Origin of the sequence: Paenibacillus xylanilyticus (assembly GCF_013359935.1) — a bacterium.
In the GTDB taxonomy this organism is placed as follows: Bacteria; Bacillota; Bacilli; order Paenibacillales; family Paenibacillaceae; genus Paenibacillus; species Paenibacillus xylanilyticus.
The window spans coordinates 144912-161378 of sequence record NZ_JABMCB010000179.1 but is presented as its reverse complement, the minus strand read 5'-3'; the positions used below and the strand labels follow the sequence as shown (position 1 = coordinate 161378).

Here is a 16467-nt window from a genome sequence, read left to right as displayed (position 1 = left end):
TAAAACGGAGGAGGAAGATTATGCATCATCAGCCTTACGAGATCGGTAGAGTGGATATTCGCAAGTCAGGGGAACGCTGCAAAATGCTTTTGGGAGATTTGAATGGAGATGGTCGTTTAGAAATGCTGCTGGTACAAGCCGATGGTGGTATTGATGACCGTTATGTTCCGCATCAGGTATGCTGCCTGACCGCATTTGACCTGGATGGAGAGTTGATCTGGCAAGTGGGAACACCTGATCCGGATGCTGGTGGTCCTGGGTCAGATTATCCTGCTCAAATCGCAGATTGGGATGGAGACGGGCACAATGAAGTCGTCTGTATTATGAATAAACAATTTCTAGTTTTGGATGGAAGAACCGGAGAAGTTAAATATACACATGATTTGCCGGGTGATGAGGCACATGACTGTATTATTCTTGCGAACTTGACCGGAAATAAACAGAAGATGGATGTCATTCTTAAAGATCGTTATAAAACCTTATGGGCACTAGATCACGAATTCAATCTTTTATGGAAGCATGAAGGCAATGTTGGACATTTTCCATGGGTATACGACATCGACGCAGATGGCAAGGATGAGGTTATGGCAGGGTACGACATGCTGGACCACGATGGAACCTTGCTGTGGTCTTGTACGAATCTGGAGGATCATGCCGATTGCATCTGGTTTGGGGATGTGGACGGTGACGGAGAGAATGAGATTGTTATTGGCGGCAGTGTAACGGTAATGATGGATCGTTATGGCAATGAGAGATGGCGTTACGCCGATTCGATCGAATCACAACATATCGCTTTAGGAAAGTTTTGCGACGGATTAACCGGTTTGCAGATTGCTGGACTTGACCGCATTATCCGCGGTGATGAGCATGGAAAAGACGGCATGTTTTTGCTTGATTGCGAGGGAAAGGAACTGTGGAAGGAAAATCGTACCACACTTGGATGGTTAACCATCATAGAACCTGTGCGTGGCTGGGATGACAGCGGTCTGGATTATATATTGGCTTACCGCAGGGGCGGAGGTGTGCTGCCTTCTTTGGTAAATGGTCAGATGCAAACGGTTGCGGAATTCGGAAAAGAGGGATATGCCTTACATGCGGATTTGTGTCAAACCGGTAAGGAGCAGATCATCATCTACGACGCGAATGAAGCTGTCATTTATTCGAGCTCTTTCACAGAGCTAAAAACAGTGATACAACAAAGAGCCAAGCCACAGTCCAAACGACTGTACAGCTCGACTCTTTATCCCGGCGGGGAAGTGTAAATCTAAGTTTCTATTGACTGATATCGACTACAGGGAGAGCATCCGAGTGATCCGCTTCGGGATTAAGCAGTTTTGCCAAATCGGTTCCTGTCGTAACCGTTAGTCTTGGGAGCTTCATCGGATTATCGCCCGGACGAACAAACCCGGGACGGACCGAAAAGGCCATGCGATATCCATTCTGCTGAAGTTGATAAATCATCTGTGTACTGGTATAACCGAAAGGATATGCCAGATACGGTGTGTCGATTCCCTTTTCTCTCATCAGCTTGATATCGTCGTTCAGCAGGCTTGTGTCAAGTCCTACAGGCACGCTCTCACCGCAGCGCATAAACCCTTTGTGATGCAAGTTGTAGGTGTGACTGTTAAACTCAAATACGTCTGCTGCAGCCTGCATCTCCGGTTCGGAGATAAACGTTTTTTTGGCGGGATCAAAATCAGCGGGCTGATCCTGAATTTTGCTGCCAATGACAAAAAGGGAAGCGTGGAAGTTATACTTTTTGAGCACAGGATAGGCAAGTGTATAATTGTTCTGGTAACCGTCATCAAATGTAATGACGATAGACTTTTTCGGCAGTGAGATTAAGCCATTCAGATAGTTTTCAAGCTGCTCCAATGTAATCGTGTTGTATCCTTCATCATGCAAATACTTCATGTTGTCTTCGAAGTCCTCAAGATTAATAATGGATTTGTTCCCTGTTTCATGATTATTCACTTTGGGCTGTATGTAATGATACATGAGTACAGGAACTTCTGTAGCCGTACCAGGTGTAATCTGAAAACTAGCCATATTCAGTCCGGTTTTGCTCGAGTAATCCGCGTGCGACATCTGGAACGCTTTGCGTTTGACCATGTCCCAGGATGTGCATGCTTTGTGTGAGAGTGCATTTGTCGGATGATTAACAGCGTATGCGTACAGCGTAATGATGCAAGTGATCACGGCGAGGGCCGCAAGGGTGAATCTTTTCCAATATTTCATCGTTCGTTTGTTTCTCCTTATACAAATTCGTTTCTTAGGGAAATACTAGGAAGGCATTCTTCAGTATGCCAACAAGTTATATCATAGACGAACAGACCTGACAGAAAGTTACATTATTTTTTCCGTAATGTGGTTGACTTCAGATTGAAGATGACACTATGACAATAAGTTTATTTCTCCTTGTGTTTTGATATATGGCATGGTACAATAATTCTGTTATGTGGAATACGGCGGTCCTCTATGGATAATGAAGGAGACAAGGTGATCTCTGGAAGAAGTATGAACGCCTGTACGGAAGGAGGGAGTCATAGATGAATATCGTTCAAGCGATTACACAAGAACAACTTCGTAAAGATATTCCGAGTTTTCGTCCTGGTGACACTTTGAAAGTGCACGTTAAGGTAATCGAGGGAACTCGTGAGCGTATCCAATTGTTCGAAGGTGTTGTGATTAAACGCCGTGGTGGTGGAATCAGTGAGACTTTTACAGTTCGTAAAATTTCTTACGGTGTAGGTGTGGAAAGAGCTTTCCCGCTTCATTCCCCTAAAATCGATAGAATCGAAGTGGCTCGCCGTGGTAAAGTGCGTCGTGCGAAGCTTTATTATCTTCGTGAACTGCGCGGTAAAGCAGCGAGAATTAAAGAAATTCGTTAATATAACGGATACCGGAGAGGGCTTGGAGACAAGCCCTTTTCGTTTTTGTCCGGGAAAAGTTGAACCGGAGGTACACTTCCGAGTAAAATGGTATGGCGGCACACGCGTGAGAGTCCGGGAGGCTTGTGTAATCAGTTATAGAAGGGCATACGAATTATGGATGATTTGTAATGAAACGAATTGCTCGTGTAGGAGTACATAACTGATTTGAGAATTTTGCATGATTTAATGAATTGAATGATGTGAAATGCTGGATGTGTAAACTGCTATAACATGTACCGTGAAGAGAGGAAGATCAATAATGGAACAGGAAGTTCAACACCAGGACAAATCTGCCGAAGAGAAAGGCAGTCGATCCAAAAAGGCCAAAAATGAGATTGTCGAATGGCTCAAAGCGATCGTGATCGCATTAGTGCTCGTTATTTTAATTCGATGGTTATTATTCAAACCGTTTGTCGTGGACGGGCCTTCCATGCAGCCGAATTTTCATACAGGTGAACGTGTCATTGTGAATGAAATCCTGTACGATATCCGGGAACCCCAGCGTGGAGAGGTTATCGTATTCCATGTCCCTTCGGAAGGACGTGATTTCATTAAACGTGTCATTGCCGTAGCGGGTGATACCGTTCAGGTGAGTGGCGATACGGTTATGGTAAACGGAGAGAAAGTGAATGAGACTTACATTCAGGGAGCAATTGATGCAGCCGAAGCGAATGGTGGAACCTATAATGTGAAGGACTTCCCGAATGAGCAATTCCCAGATGGCAAGGTACCAGAAGGCCATGTGTTTGTAATGGGCGATAATCGTCCAAACAGTACGGATAGCCGAATGATTGGGTATGTGTCTCTGGAAGATATCGTAGGACGTGCAGATGTTATTTTCTGGCCGATCGGTGATATCAAGTGGATTAACCACTAATCAAGTTCAGGATGTATAAGCTAAATATATTGTTTACTCGATAACAGAGAGGGCAAAATAAGGATGGGGATATCACTGACCGGAAAATGTTTTGCCAATGAACGTGAGGAGTGGAATCGTAGGTTTAGCTTATATATCATTAAATAATGAGGTGAAGACAAGGTGACGATACAATGGTTTCCAGGTCACATGACCCGGGCCAGACGCCAGATTCAGGATAAGTTAAAGCTGATTGACGTGGTCATCGAACTGCTGGATGCCCGTCTGCCTGTCTCCAGCCGAAATCCGATGATTGACGAGATTTTACAGGGGAAACCCCGGATGATTCTGTTAAACAAATCTGACTTGGCTGATGCCAAGGTGACTCAGGAATGGATTGCCCATTTTAAAAATGAGGGAATTACTGCATTTCCTGTGGATGCATCCACAGGTACCAATGTAAAAGACATTCCAGCGCAGGCCCGGTTGCTGCTCAAAGAGAAGATCGACCGTCAACTGGCGAAGGGGATTAACCCGCGTGCGGTTCGTGCACTCATTGTAGGTATTCCCAACGTAGGGAAATCGACATTGATTAACCGGCTTGCTGGACGCAACATCGCCGCAACAGGAGACCGCCCTGGCGTAACGAAGGGTCAACAATGGATTAAAGTCGGCAAAGAAATGGAACTGCTTGATACTCCGGGTATTTTGTGGCCTAAATTTGAGGATCAGAACGTAGGTTATCGGCTTGCGGTTACAGGAGCCATCAAGGAAGAGATTCTCAATGCCGAGGATATCGCCTTCTTTGCCATCAGTTACCTGATGCGCTACTACTGGGATGCTCTTGAGGAACGTTACGAACTTCAGGAATTCTCCAAGGATGCAGACGATTCGGACAGCGTTATTGCCATCATGGAACAGGTTGGTCGTAAACGGGGTTGTATTGTAAGCGGCGGACGTGTGGATTTGGAAAAGGCATCACGAGCTTTTCTGCGTGAATTGCGTGCTGGCAAGATGGGGCGTTTCTCCATGGAAGCTCCATATTAGAGCTGATTTCATATGATGAATAAGAGCTGCAAGAAGCGGCCGTTACCGGATAACCGGGAACGGCCGCTTTTGTTTTGTTCACAGCAAAGATAGTAAGCTTTTTAAGACTCGTAGTCGTAGCAGTAGGCAAAGAAAGGTTCAACAGATAGGAATGTATGGGATTGTCCTGTCTGTATATCTGAGGAAAGAAAATCATGCTATGATGATAGTTAAGCCATTTGTCCGGTCTATAGCAGAATATCTACAATTTAAATCTTCAAATACCGATAAATTAAGATACCAGTATCTTATTATTATATGCATATGAAGCTACTAAATCTATTTACTTTGATTTAAGCAGATTCCTAAAACAAAAGGGCAAGAACTGCGTCTATAAACTAGAGGGCTGAGTTCTGTAGGATGCAAAGTGAACAAAATTTATGAGTTTGCCATAAAAGGGTTTGTCTTGTTTCCTAGATGCTCCAATGTACAACAGTAACAGTCGTTTGTTAAGAATGCTCTTTGGTGAAAGTGGCTTCATGCTGAATTGAAGTACTATAGATGGCTAAATAGAGAAACGTCTTGAATGAGTGGGCAGAGGAGATGAAAGCATTGACTGAACAGAATGAAATGAATGTAATGAACGAACTGATACAACAGGATATTCCTGCCGAATCGAAGAAGAAAAAAGCAGAGAGTGAACCTCGTGATCTGCTAATTCATGAGCGGGAGTATTGGGAGAGTGGGTTTGAGCGAATTGCAGGCATTGATGAAGTGGGTAGGGGCTGTTTATTCGGTGATGTAGTAGCTGCTGCTGTTATATTGCCTCGCGATCTGATTCTGGAAGGTGTGAATGATTCCAAAAAGCTGACAGAGAAGAAGCGTGATGCGTTGTATGACATCATTATGGAAAAAGCTGTGTCAGTAGGTATTGGCTTTGCGGATGCAGAAACGATTGATCGTCTCAATATCAAACAGGCCACCCGACTGGCAATGAAACGTGCAGTGGAGGCGTTGGACGGTGTGCCGGACTATCTGTTGGTCGATGCCGAAAAAGTGGACGTGAACGTACCGCAGGTCTCCATTATCAAAGGGGATGCCAACAGCCAGTCCATTGCAGCAGCATCCATAATTGCCAAGGTAACCCGCGATCGGCTGTGCAAGGAGGAATGGGAGACGTTATATCCGGAATATGGTTTGTCGATACATAAGGGATATGCTACTAAGTTTCATCGCGAACAGATTATGGCCCTTGGAGCTACGCCTATGCACCGGCGGAGTTTTTTGGGTAATCTGCTCGGTGAACAGCACACTTTATTTTAACCAAGACGGAAAGAAAGGAGGGAGAGAATGGTGAATATCGGCTCAATGATTCGTGGTCTTTTGGGTGACAGCAAACCGGGAAATGCCAAGCCGCTGGAATTAAAGGAAGGACAGGTGGTACGGGGATCTGTCGTTAGTGTTTCGGAGGATGGTGGAGACGCAGTCCTGCAAATTCAGGGGGTACAGGTACGTGCCAAGCTTGAAACACCACTTCGTCCGGGGGAAACCACGCTGCTGCAGGTACAGCCACCTGGAGAGAATGGCGTGACAGTCATGAAGCCGCTGGCAGGTACGCTGTCTGAATTGCCGCAAGCCTCGTTGAACAATCTGCTTCAAGAGGTAGATTTGCCGGATACCAAGGGGAATCGTGAACTACTGCTCGCCATGCAGCGCAGTGGATTGCCGCTTACGAAGGACAATGTGGCCATGGTTCAAAATATGATGTCCGCCAAACCGACGCAGGTGCCTGTGGAGGAATGGGTGCAGGCGACAGGTATTGCTTTTCAGCGTGGTCTTCCAATCACGGCGGAGACGGTAAAAGGTCTGCATCAGACCGTCTTTGGTCCCCCTCTCCATCAGCTGTTGAATGGGTTAACTGAGCAGTTGGAAACGTACCTTACTCAAAATGCGGGCAAAACAGCTCTGGCGGGAGAGCAGGCAGGTGCACCGAAGTTACCTGTGTCGGGTGGTCTGCCTGTTATGTCAGCTGGAGGGCAGCAGACGGATGATGCGGCAATGTTGCCAACTGGGGGACGTCAAGCGGGAACCCCCGGCCTGTCTGCGCCATTGACCCAAGGTTCACCAGCAGTACCCGCAGGAGCTGTTCCATTGTCGAACAGCGGTACAGCGGAGGCAGGCGCAGGTATGCGAAGCGCGGTACAGACCAGCCCGGGGACAGAGAATGCCGAAGCGGGAATAAAGCCGGGGTCCAGCCAAGCGGAAACGGCTGGAAAGTCAGGGTCAGGCATTCAGGCCGGGACCGGGATTCCTGGAGAGAGCCCGCGCGCTGCTGAAGCGGGTCGCCCCGGTACACTAGGGGCAACGGTTGATCCTGGAGCTGGCCGAGGGCTTGTGGGCCAGCAAGAAGGTGGCGCGGCCGGGCGAACTGATGGCCGCGCTGAAGCGCCTGCTGCTGCGGGTGCCTCGCCCGCAGCGGCGCAAACAGGGCCAGCAGCACCAACGGCAGCACAGCTGGCGCCGAAGCTGCTGGCCCTGCTGGACGCGCTGCGCAGCGCGTCCACTGCCGCACCGGCACAGCCTGGTGCGGCAGCACAGGCCGCCCCTGCATCGCAGGGCGGCCAGGCGGCTGCGGCTGCCGGAGGCGTGCCGCAGCCCTTGCCAGCCGGCGCTGATGCGCCGCCGGCTGGGGGAAGTGCGGCAGCACCTGCGGGCGCTGCCGCATTGCACGCGCCTGTCACCCACGAAGGGGACCCGTGGGTGGGGCGCGTGCTGAAGCTGCTCGGTGCGGAGCACGAGCAGCAGGCCGTGCACGGCGCGGCTGCGCAGGCGCGCGTGGGTGAGGCGGCGAGTCCAGGCACCGCGGACTCGCTGAAGGGCTTGCTGCTGCAGCTTGCGAGCAGCGACAGCGCCCCGGCGGCCCTGAAGGAAGCCGCCGGGCAGGCTGTGCAGTATCTGACGGGTCAGCAGTTGTTGCTGACAACGGACCGGGGCTCAACTTTTGCCCAAATGCACTGGTTCATTCCGATTACTGGACCCAATGGGGAAGAAACGGCTTCTGTTCAGATACAATCTCGTCGGGGTCAGCGCGGGGAACTGGATGCATCCAACTGCCGTTTGTGGTTCGATCTGGACATGAGGAGTCTGGGTCCTACACTGGTAGATGTGCATGTCGTCAACAATATTGTTAGCCTGCGGGTGCTCAACGATCGGGAAGGCATGGGTCCGCTTTTGGATAGTGGACGGGAAGTTATCCAGGAGGCGCTGGATAAGCTGGGATACCAATTATTGACCTTCAAAACGGAGCCTTGGCCTGTTGGCCAGGAGCCGGGCGCTGAGCGGAAAATCAGTGCGTCTGATTTCAGCCCTGATCGGTACAAAGGGGTGGATATGCGAGTATGAAAGATGAGCCGCAGCCAGATCTTCTTTCCAAAAAGGCTGTTGCCTTAAAATACGTACCGGGAGAAAGCGAAGCTCCAGTCGTCGTGGCCAAAGGTCGCGGCAAAGTTGCCGAAGCGATCCTGGATAAAGCAAAGGAAAACGGGGTCCCTGTTCAGGAAGATGCTGCATTAGTGGAAGTCTTGTCCAAACTGGATCTGGACGAGCAGATTCCAGCTGAACTGTATCAGCTGGTAGCTGAGGTATTGACCTATATCTATCGGGCGGATCGGCTGGCTTCCGGACGAGAGGGAGAGGATACATGGTGAGCCACTTACCAGGACCTGGACCTGGGGGGAATAACCCATCTCCAAAACTTACGCGTCAACAAAAAGGTAAGCTGGGTGAAGAAGCAGCCTGCAGATGGCTGCGTGAGCATAATTATCAAATTATCGAACAAAACTGGCGTTGTCGCCGTGGAGAGATTGATATTATTGCTTCATATGGCGAATTGCTTGTCTTTGTAGAAGTGCGCAGCCGCAGTGGAGCGGGACATTATGGCACACCACAGGAATCAGTGGATGTCCGTAAAATGCAGCAGGTTCGTTCAACGGCAGCCATATACCTTCAACAATCCAGAGAGAAGGAACTTCAAATCCGGTTTGATATGATTGCAGTGATGCTGGATACAACAGGTCGGATCGTAACGATGGATCATATTGTAAATGCGTTTTAATTTATTGAAATTAAATAGATTAAATAAGGTGTTTCCGAAATAGATGTATCCTAAGTGGATTCAATATTTTAGAGGCACCTTCTTTATTGTAACAAGCAGCCAAACCTGATTGAATTGGCCTTCTTTGAATCTGACGAACAGTTCGTTGTATAATCAAGGATGTAACCAAGCTTATTGCATTTTTGTTTATCATAAAAATCCGTTAAGTTAGCAATTCGATTTGCTACATGGAGAAATATCAATAGGGAGGTAAGTTCGTGACCAAATCGACAAAAACCAATACGATCAATGAAGTCAGAAGTGCCATTCAAAACCGGCGCACCGTCAAAAAGTTTAAGAAAGATGCTGTTCCAACAGAACAAATTATTGAGTTGTTGGATACCGCAGTCTGGGCACCTAACCATAAATTGCGTGAGCCATGGAGATTTTTATTGTTTACCGGAGATGGACGGAAGAAGCTTGCTGATGCGATTGAAGCAGAAATGGGCGAAGACAACAAATTCTCAGCCAATATCATGCAAGTTCCATCGATCATGCTTGTGGTTTTGGAAGAAGATCCAAGACAAAATATATGGGACGAAGATTTTGCGGCAGTCAGCGCGCTCGTACAGAATTTTATGCTGGCTGCATGGAGCGAAGACATTGGTACCTTCTGGGTAACCAAACCGTTCCTGTACGCCCCGAAATTCCGCAAACCACTGGGTATTCAAGCGGGTGAAAAGATCATTGGCATGGTGTACATGGGCTATCCGGACGTCATTCCTTCTGCAAAAGAACGCACGCCAGCCAAAGACAAATTGACCCTTTTTGACTAATTAAGACGGATTCCTGTCCATAATTTTATGAAAAAACCGTTCAAGACTCTTTCCAATGAAGGAGCATACTTGGACGGTTTTTTTCAAGTGAGTATCTTGTATCTTCGACGTAATTGTTCATTGTCATGTATGTCAGCATTTTGCATTATTCGATTCCACTCGCTCCGGGGTAAAATATATAGACCAATAGGACCATTTTGATCTATATATTGAAGGTTGGAAGTCGATTATTGGATTTATACAAAATGCTCATGTATTAAATGTTCATTCAAAACAGATTCAGATCCAGCTGCCGATACTGAATCGCCTCAGCTACATGGGAAGTCAAAATTTCACCATCATGGTCCAAATCTGCAATCGTTTGTGCCATTTTGATAATCCGATCATGAGCACGCATGCTCAAGTTAAGTGCCTGTAGGGTGTGCTGGAGCAAATGATCGGCTTCCGCGGGAAGGCGGGCGGTACGACGCAGCAATCTTCCGGATAACTGACTATTCCAACGGACTGAGCTGTTAGCGTATCGTTTGGCCTGAATGTGGTGAGCATGAACAACCTTGGCTTGCATCTCGGCTGAAGTAGGGGAAGGTGCCGCGTTACGCCATTCGCCAGGTGGAGGAACCTCGACCTGAAGATCTATCCGATCCAGCAAAGGTCCCGAGATTTTTGCCCGATAAGCAGCAACGCGTGAAGGGCTGCATATACAGCGCTGATCCTCTGATTGAGCGGACAAGTACCCGCAGGGGCAGGGATTCATGGAGCATGCGAGCATAAACTGGGCCGGAAACGTGAAAGCAGCCCTTGCCCGGCTTATCGTGACAGTATGATCCTCCAGCGGTTGCCGCAAAACTTCAAGCACTTGACGATGGAACTCGGGAAGTTCATCAAGGAAAAGAATGCCGCGATGTGCCAGGCTGACTTCACCGGGTTTGGGAATACCACTGCCGCCGATCAGGCCGGAAGTGGATATCGTGTGATGGGGTGAACGAAAGGGACGTTCTGTGACCAAACCGCTTGATGTTTCTTTTAGTTTCCCTGCAGCACTTAACACTTTGGTGACTTCCAGCGCTTCTTCCTCCGACAGCGGAGGAAGAATGGTGGGCAGACGTTTGATCAGCATTGTTTTCCCTGTCCCGGGTGGGCCCACAAGCAGTATATTATGCATCCCGGCTGCGGCAATCATCAGTGCACGCTTCACATGATGTTGGCCGAGAACGTCGCTATAGTCTTCCGTGAATGACACAGGTTTCTGAGTCCTCGCATGACTGTTGGTGGAAGAACTTTGTTCATATCCAGGTTTGATGAGGTGAGCAAAGCTACCCAAAACAATGGGCCCCGCTGTAGACAGGCCGCCTTCTTTGGTTTTGAAATCAGTCGTGTCTGGTGTGATGTCTTGCAGATGACGAACTCCGTATACGTTTATACCGCTGATCAAAGAAGCTTCTGCCAGATTGTCAGCTGGGAGAAGGACAGAGGTAAAGCCCTGACGTTTGGCCAAATCCACCATGGCGAGTACACCCGGTACTGATCTGACCGAGCCGTCCAACGCGAGTTCACCTAACATGAGTGTTCGCTCCTGAGGTGGCAGTACGAGCTGCCCGCTTGTCATTAGCAATGCCACGGCAATGGCTAGATCGAAAGAAGATCCTTCTTTACGCAGATCAGCAGGGGCCAAATTAATCGTAATCCGCTGCAAAGGGTACTGATAACCACAATTTTTGACGGCTGCACGAACACGCTCTACCGCTTCACGAATAGCCGAATCCGGCAAGCCAATAATGGAAGTCTGGGGCAGTCCGTTGGACAAATCGGTTTCCACTTCAATTAATACCCCGTCAATCCCATATAAACAGGCACTATACAATTTTCCGTACATAATTAAAGAAACACCTCACTCCGTTTTTGGCTCGCATAATACGGGCCAGTCTACGAATTAAGGTGCTTCCTCAGCTTCTATTAAGCATTGTATATAAAAGAAATCAGGGCGTCAACCTGTCTTCATCATTGCTGCATTTCGAACCCTGACTCCTGAATTTTTGGCATTCCCTTCGTAAAAGGATTAGAAATTCATAGTTTGGATTGGATGTATTATTGAAATTTCAATTTATTGCATAATATTTTACACAATTTAATTTAACACAATAAAATAGAAAAGTAAAATTCCTTGTGCTCAATTATTCTGTTTTTTTTCTAATTTGTGATAAGATATATAGAGAGTTTCTAATATGCGCTATAATCATTGCTGTCATTAGGAATTCAATGCACATTAGGCAGGTGAGATCAATATTATGCAAACGGATGCTTTGAAGTTGGATAACCAATTATGCTTTGCCATATATGCTTGTTCACGTGAAATCACGAAGATGTACCAGCCGTATCTTGAAGTACTGGGCGTAACCTACTCGCAGTATTTGGTCTTAATGGTCTTGTGGGAGCGAGAGGAATGCACGGTAAAAGAAATCGGAGAGGCACTGTATTTGGATTCGGGTACATTGACTCCTCTGTTGAAACGTCTGCAGTCAGCCGGACTCATTCATCGTGAACGTTCAGCACAGGATGAGCGTAAAGTGCTTATCACGCTTACCGATTCGGGCAAGGAGCTGCGCAACAAGGCGCTATCCATTCCGAATTCCATTCAGGGAGATGCTTGTCTGAGCAGTTCTGAGTTTGAATCTTTGCTTGGTCAGTTTAAGGGGCTTCTTCAGAAGGTTCATGAAACGAATACCAAAGCAGCTAAAAAATAAACTAAGGCACAGTGAAAGGAAGTAACCTCGGACATATTAGTCCGGGGTTTTTCCAGTTATATCCAAGCATTCACAATATGGGATGATATCCATATCAAAAAGCTGTCTATTAATCATTACTTTTTTAAGGAAAGCGTTTTAAAAACGTGTTACAATGAATTGGGTTTAAGTGAAAATAGTCAACAATTGTCTTTTGGTAGTCAACCAACCCGCCTTGTTGCAGTCATGTTGATAGGAGGATTCGAGAATGAATATCCATGAATATCAAGGAAAAGAAGTACTGAAACAGTATGGAGTTGCCGTTCCTAATGGGAAGGTTGCTTATACAGTCGATGAAGCGGTTGCGGCCGCAGAGGCACTGGGCAGTCCGGTGACTGTAGTCAAAGCGCAAATTCACGCAGGTGGCCGGGGAAAAGCCGGTGGCGTAAAAGTAGCGAAGAGCGCAGAGGAAGTTCGTGCTTATGCTTCCGAAATTCTGGGGAAAGTATTGGTAACACACCAAACTGGACCGGAAGGCAAAGAAGTGAAGCGTCTTTTGATCGAAGAAGGCTGCGATATCCGCAAAGAGTATTACGTGGGTGTTGTGGTTGACCGTGCAACGGGCCGAGTTGTTATGATGGCTTCCGAAGAAGGCGGTACCGAGATCGAGGAAGTGGCTGAAGCTACTCCTGAGAAAATTTTCAAAGAAGTTATCGACCCTGCAATTGGATTGCAAGTATTCCAAGCGCGTAAATTGGCTTACAGCATTCGCATTCCGAACGAGCTGGTGAACAAAGCAGTTAAATTTATGCTTGCATTGTACACAGCCTTTGTTGAAAAAGATTGCTCCATCGCCGAGATTAATCCTCTTGTTGTAACTGGAGATGGAAACGTTATCGCGCTGGATGCTAAATTGAACTTTGATTCCAACGCCTTGTTCCGTCACAAGGACATTCTGGAGCTGCGCGACCTGGATGAAGAAGACGAAAAAGAAATCGAGGCTTCCAAATACGACCTCAGCTACATAGCACTTGATGGCAACATCGGCTGTATGGTTAACGGTGCGGGACTTGCGATGGCTACGATGGATATCATCAAATACTACGGTGGTGACCCGGCCAACTTCCTTGATGTTGGGGGCGGTGCAACAACGGAGAAAGTGACAGAGGCATTTAAAATCATTCTGTCTGATGCCAAAGTGGCGGGTATCTTCGTTAACATTTTCGGCGGCATTATGCGCTGTGATGTCATTGCGAACGGTGTCGTTGAAGCCGCGAAGCAGCTTGGTCTCACGAAACCGCTGGTTGTTCGTCTTGAAGGAACGAATGTGGAGCTTGGTAAACAGATTTTGGGTGAATCCGGCCTGAATATTGTTCCTGCTGATTCCATGGCTGACGGTGCACAAAAAATTGTTGCCCTCGTAAAATAAGTTCATTCCTGGGCCATTTATATCAATCCAAAGAGCGGTTCGCAATCTTCATGAATTGGATCGGAATGCTTCAGTCCGTCTAATTCATGTCCCTGCTAGCGATGGAATTGAATGATATAAATTGCTTCCTTAGTTCCGGAACGATCCGGAACTTGAAAAATAACCGTAAGGATGTGAAGCAACGTGAGTATTTTGATTGATAAAAATACAAAAGTCATTACGCAAGGCATTACGGGTTCAACGGGAATGTTCCACACGAAGGGCGCATTGGATTACGGAACCCAGATGGTAGGCGGTGTGACGCCAGGTAAAGGCGGAACCAATGTTGATATCACACTGGAAAATGGCCAAGTGGTTAGTCTTCCGGTATTTAATACGGTACAAGAAGCGAAGGAAGCAACAGGTGCAACAGCGAGCGTTATTTATGTTCCACCGGCGTTTGCTGCAGATTCCATCATGGAAGCTGTTGATGCCGAGCTTGATCTCGTAATCTGTATCACAGAAGGTATTCCTGTCCTTGACATGGTCAAGGTAGACCGTTTCATGGATGGCAAAAAAACAGTTCTGATTGGACCAAACTGTCCTGGCGTGATTACACCGGGTGAATGTAAAATCGGAATTATGCCTGGATACATCCATATGGCGGGACATGTTGGTGTCGTTTCCCGTAGTGGAACGCTCACTTATGAAGCCGTTCATCAATTGACTACGCGCGGTATTGGGCAGTCTTCAGCTGTGGGAATCGGGGGAGACCCTGTAAAAGGCTCCGAATTCATTGATATCCTGAAACGTTTCAATGAAGATCCACAGACCCATGCGGTCATTATGATCGGTGAGATCGGTGGTACAGCTGAGGAAGATGCTGCAGAGTGGGTACGAGACAATATGACGAAACCGGTGGTTGGCTTTATCGGGGGCGTTACAGCGCCTCCAGGCAAACGGATGGGTCATGCAGGTGCCATTATCTCAGGAGGTAAAGGCACAGCCAAGGAAAAAATTGCAAAGCTTGAATCCTGTGGTATTAAAGTTGCGCCTACACCAGCTGAGATGGGTTCCACACTGGTAAGCGTGCTTGAAGAACGCGGTATTCTGAATTTGTGCACGACACATTAATTCTTTTCCGTTATAATAGTAGAAACGGTTCAGAGATGCTGTTTACTCTGATAACCGACTATTGTGATACGGAAAAGGTAAGCAACCTTTTGTCCCTAATCAGGGCGAAGGGTTGCTTTTTTGCGTTGTGTTGCTTGCCAAATGAGGGTGGTGAACAGCTCCTGTCAAAGTAAACGCTTGCATTCTGTGGTCACAACCTACACAATATGAGGGAAGTGTTCTTCCCGACCGGGAGGTCTATATTATGGAAGAAAGTTGGATTTTGTTCGGTTTGCATGAGATGGATGGTGTTGGGAAGAGAACAATCTCGAAATTAATGTCAGGGCAGCATATCCTTACGGATCTCCTAAATTATGAAGAAGGAGACTGGCTGCGAGCAGGTTTGCGCAAAGACCAAGCCAGCAGACTCGCCAAAAGTTTTCATATGGATTGGATTGAGCAAAGACGGGAATTGGTTTATAAACAAGGAATTCAGGTTATTACCTATCTGGATGAAGATTACCCCATATTAATGAAGGAAACCGTTCAGCCACCCTGGGTTATATACGGTCGTGGTGACATGAATTTGCTGCATACAAAGGCTATTGCGATGGTAGGCACCCGAATGCCTACAGTCTATGGGCGCAAAGTGGGGGAAAAGCTGACGGCAGAATTTTGCGGTGCAGGGTTAACCATTGTAAGTGGACTGGCCAGAGGAATTGATAGCGTGTGCCATGAGGCAGCTCTCCGAGCAGGTGGTAGAACGATTGCAGTCTTTGGCACAGGTATTGATAGAATCTATCCACCCGAGAATAAGGTGTTAGCTGAGCGGATTGCCGAAACAGGTCTGCTATTGTCGGAATATCCACCAGGGACGCGTGCTCATCAGGGATTATTTCCGGAGCGTAATCGAATTATTGCGGGCTTGACACTGGGCACACTGGTCGTAGAAGCAGATATACGCAGTGGTTCATTGATTACTGCAGATGCAGCGTTGGAGGCGGGCAGGGATGTTTTTGCAGTTCCTGGTCCAATCACATCTCCTAAGAGTCGTGGCGCTCATAACCTCATTCGTCAGGGGGCAAAATTGGTCACTTGTGCAGACGATCTGCTTGAAGAGTATCGAATGGACTTGCCAAATCCCGAACAACTTCCTTACAATAGAGGACGTTCCCCTGAAAACGGAGAGGATCACAAACCGGGGTTGTTCCCTGAGGTAAGTCTCTCATCGGATGAGAAGCGGATCATCTCAATCCTGGAGCAGGACGAAAGATCTTTGGATCAACTCGTAGAGCAGCTCGGTTGGGATTTTGGACATTTGCATTCAGTTCTGTTATCTTTAATCATAAAAAAGCAGATTAGCCAATTACCTGGAACAAAATATGCAAGGGTATGACAATGCTGTGACCAAGCGGCATGTGAAAATAGATTATTAACGGAAGTTATTGAATTGCTGATAAGCATGACAAGATTTAAGCAGTT

General features: G+C 47.3%; 15 protein-coding genes. 13 read left to right on the top strand and 2 right to left on the bottom strand.

All coding sequences use genetic code 11. The features are described from left to right. Positions 1 to 20 precede the first annotated feature (20 nt). Entirely contained in the window at positions 21 to 1262 is a 1242-nt protein-coding gene (locus tag HP552_RS14165; protein ID WP_175396087.1) for a hypothetical protein, read from the top strand. Positions 1263 to 1272: 10 nt separating this feature from the next. Here HP552_RS14165 and HP552_RS14160 read toward each other — a convergent pair whose 3' ends face one another. Further along, positions 1273 to 2238: a polysaccharide deacetylase family protein gene (locus tag HP552_RS14160; protein WP_175396086.1), complete on the bottom strand. Its 966-nt coding sequence runs from the start codon at positions 2236 to 2238 to the stop codon at positions 1273 to 1275. Positions 2239 to 2549: 311 nt separating this feature from the next. Here HP552_RS14160 and rplS point away from each other — a divergent pair, with 311 nt between their 5' ends. The 8 genes from rplS to HP552_RS14120 all read left to right on the top strand — a co-directional run bounded on the left by rplS (position 2550) and on the right by HP552_RS14120 (position 9744). After that, a complete protein-coding gene (rplS, locus tag HP552_RS14155; RefSeq protein WP_024630190.1) occupies positions 2550 to 2891 on the top strand; it encodes a 50S ribosomal protein L19 in 342 nt (113 codons plus the stop codon). A 301-nt stretch (positions 2892 to 3192) separates the two neighbouring features. Then, a complete protein-coding gene (lepB, locus tag HP552_RS14150) occupies positions 3193 to 3810 on the top strand; it encodes a signal peptidase I (protein WP_175396085.1) in 618 nt (205 codons plus the stop codon). A gap of 162 nt (positions 3811 to 3972) precedes the next feature. Then, positions 3973 to 4836 (top strand): ribosome biogenesis GTPase YlqF, encoded by an 864-nt coding sequence (ylqF, locus tag HP552_RS14145; RefSeq protein ID WP_095287850.1) that lies wholly within the window; start codon positions 3973 to 3975, stop codon positions 4834 to 4836. Positions 4837 to 5397: 561 nt separating this feature from the next. Beyond that, the gene (gene rnhB, locus HP552_RS14140; RefSeq protein WP_376768959.1) at positions 5398 to 6138 is read left to right on the top strand and encodes a ribonuclease HII; all 741 of its coding nucleotides are present in this window, start codon (positions 5398 to 5400) and stop codon (positions 6136 to 6138) included. A 27-nt stretch (positions 6139 to 6165) separates the two neighbouring features. After that, positions 6166 to 8217, top strand: coding sequence for a TP0910 N-terminal domain-containing protein (locus tag HP552_RS14135; RefSeq protein ID WP_217506420.1), 2052 nt, complete (start codon positions 6166 to 6168; stop codon positions 8215 to 8217). After that, complete coding sequence (locus tag HP552_RS14130; protein ID WP_110822623.1) at positions 8214 to 8522, top strand: EscU/YscU/HrcU family type III secretion system export apparatus switch protein; 309 nt, start codon at positions 8214 to 8216, stop codon at positions 8520 to 8522. The genes HP552_RS14135 and HP552_RS14130 overlap by 4 nt, the downstream gene beginning before the upstream one ends. Continuing rightward, positions 8516 to 8929 (top strand): YraN family protein, encoded by a 414-nt coding sequence (locus HP552_RS14125; RefSeq protein ID WP_175396084.1) that lies wholly within the window; start codon positions 8516 to 8518, stop codon positions 8927 to 8929. The genes HP552_RS14130 and HP552_RS14125 overlap by 7 nt, the downstream gene beginning before the upstream one ends. A 257-nt stretch (positions 8930 to 9186) precedes the next feature. Further along, positions 9187 to 9744, top strand: a complete 558-nt coding sequence (locus tag HP552_RS14120) for a nitroreductase family protein (protein ID WP_175396083.1) — start codon at positions 9187 to 9189, stop codon at positions 9742 to 9744. A 268-nt stretch (positions 9745 to 10012) separates the two neighbouring features. On the opposite strand, the gene HP552_RS14115 is transcribed toward HP552_RS14120, so the two are convergent. After that, on the bottom strand, positions 10013 to 11617 hold the full coding sequence (locus HP552_RS14115; RefSeq protein ID WP_175396082.1) for a YifB family Mg chelatase-like AAA ATPase: 1605 nt from the start codon (positions 11615 to 11617) through the stop codon (positions 10013 to 10015). 412 nt (positions 11618 to 12029) lie between these two features. Here HP552_RS14115 and HP552_RS14110 point away from each other — a divergent pair, with 412 nt between their 5' ends. The 4 genes from HP552_RS14110 (at position 12030) to dprA (ending at position 16381) form a co-directional block, all read left to right on the top strand. Further along, on the top strand, positions 12030 to 12485 hold the full coding sequence (locus HP552_RS14110; protein WP_175396081.1) for a MarR family winged helix-turn-helix transcriptional regulator: 456 nt from the start codon (positions 12030 to 12032) through the stop codon (positions 12483 to 12485). Positions 12486 to 12732: 247 nt separating this feature from the next. Then, positions 12733 to 13893 (top strand): ADP-forming succinate--CoA ligase subunit beta, encoded by a 1161-nt coding sequence (gene sucC / locus HP552_RS14105; RefSeq protein WP_175396080.1) that lies wholly within the window; start codon positions 12733 to 12735, stop codon positions 13891 to 13893. A gap of 183 nt (positions 13894 to 14076) precedes the next feature. Beyond that, the gene (gene sucD / locus HP552_RS14100; RefSeq protein ID WP_175396079.1) at positions 14077 to 15006 is read left to right on the top strand and encodes a succinate--CoA ligase subunit alpha; all 930 of its coding nucleotides are present in this window, start codon (positions 14077 to 14079) and stop codon (positions 15004 to 15006) included. 244 nt (positions 15007 to 15250) lie between these two features. After that, positions 15251 to 16381, top strand: a complete 1131-nt coding sequence (gene dprA, locus HP552_RS14095) for a DNA-processing protein DprA (protein ID WP_175396078.1) — start codon at positions 15251 to 15253, stop codon at positions 16379 to 16381. Positions 16382 to 16467 lie beyond the last annotated feature (86 nt).

Excerpts from the sequence above, each read along its gene's own strand:
- HP552_RS14165 (WP_175396087.1), top strand. The coding sequence starts at position 21 with ATGCATCATCAGCCTTACGAGATCGGTAGAGTGGATATTCGCAAGTCA.
- rplS (WP_024630190.1), top strand. The coding sequence starts at position 2,550 with ATGAATATCGTTCAAGCGATTACACAAGAACAACTTCGTAAAGATATT.
- lepB (WP_175396085.1), top strand. The coding sequence starts at position 3,193 with ATGGAACAGGAAGTTCAACACCAGGACAAATCTGCCGAAGAGAAAGGC.
- sucC (WP_175396080.1), top strand. The coding sequence starts at position 12,733 with ATGAATATCCATGAATATCAAGGAAAAGAAGTACTGAAACAGTATGGA.
- HP552_RS14160 (WP_175396086.1), bottom strand. The coding sequence starts at position 2,238 with ATGAAATATTGGAAAAGATTCACCCTTGCGGCCCTCGCCGTGATCACT.
- dprA (WP_175396078.1), top strand. The coding sequence starts at position 15,251 with ATGGAAGAAAGTTGGATTTTGTTCGGTTTGCATGAGATGGATGGTGTT.
- HP552_RS14110 (WP_175396081.1), top strand. The coding sequence starts at position 12,030 with ATGCAAACGGATGCTTTGAAGTTGGATAACCAATTATGCTTTGCCATA.
- HP552_RS14130 (WP_110822623.1), top strand. The coding sequence starts at position 8,214 with ATGAAAGATGAGCCGCAGCCAGATCTTCTTTCCAAAAAGGCTGTTGCC.
- HP552_RS14115 (WP_175396082.1), bottom strand. The coding sequence starts at position 11,617 with ATGTACGGAAAATTGTATAGTGCCTGTTTATATGGGATTGACGGGGTA.
- HP552_RS14135 (WP_217506420.1), top strand. The coding sequence starts at position 6,166 with ATGGTGAATATCGGCTCAATGATTCGTGGTCTTTTGGGTGACAGCAAA.
- HP552_RS14125 (WP_175396084.1), top strand. The coding sequence starts at position 8,516 with ATGGTGAGCCACTTACCAGGACCTGGACCTGGGGGGAATAACCCATCT.